1 protein-coding gene is annotated in these 860 nt (G+C 73.3%); it reads left to right on the forward strand.

What is annotated here, in order from left to right:
- On the forward strand, positions 1-860 hold an 860-nt coding region (locus GUY60_RS37960; RefSeq protein WP_187370244.1), incomplete at both ends, for a beta-galactosidase.

The following is an 860-nucleotide window of genomic DNA, read 5'->3' on the forward strand; positions in this document are numbered from 1 at the left end:
GTCCTGAGGACCACATGCTGACCGGTGGTTCGGTGCCGGGGTTGCTGGCGACGGTGAACTTCGGTTCGCAGGCGCGTGCCGGGTTCGAGGTCCTGCGCCGGCACCGGCCGAAGGGCCCGTTGATGTGTATGGAGTTCTGGTGCGGCTGGTTCGACCACTGGGGCGCGGAGCACACGGTGCGCGCCCCGGGGGACGCGGCCGCGGCGCTCGCGGAGATCCTGGAGTGCGGGGCGTCGGTGAACCTGTACATGGCGCACGGCGGTACGAGCTTCGCGGGCTGGGCGGGCGCCAATCGTGGCGGCGAGCTGCATGACGGGACGTTGCAGCCGGACGTGACGTCGTACGACTATGACGCGCCGGTCGACGAGTACGGGCGGGCCACGGAGAAGTTCTGGGCGTTCCGTGAGGTGCTGGCCCGGTACGCGGAGGGTCCGCTGCCCGAAGTCCCGCCCGTTCCCCCGGTGTTGGCGTCCCCGGCGGCCTGTACGCCGACGGAGTGGACCGCGTTGGGTGAGGTCGTCGACGTGCTCGGCGGCCCGGAGCGGGAGTTCGGCGCGCCGCCCACGTTCGAGGACCTGGACGTGGACCGCGGCCTGGTCCGCTACCGCCTGGACGTACCGGGCCCGCGCCGCCCGTACCCGCTGCGGGCTCCTGGGCTGCGGGACCGGGCGGTGGTGTACGTCGACGGGGTACGGGCCGGTGTGCTCACCGAGGACTCCCCCGCCCTGCCCGAGCCGGTCGCGGGCCCGGCGGCCGTGGAGCTGTGGGTGGAGTCCCTGGGCCGGGTCAACTACGGCCCACGGCTCGCCGAACCGAAGGGCCTCACCGGGGGTGTGCTGCACGAGCGGCAGTACCTGCAC

This window comes from Streptomyces boluensis (assembly GCF_009908195.1).
Taxonomy (GTDB): domain Bacteria; phylum Actinomycetota; class Actinomycetes; order Streptomycetales; family Streptomycetaceae; genus Streptomyces; species Streptomyces boluensis.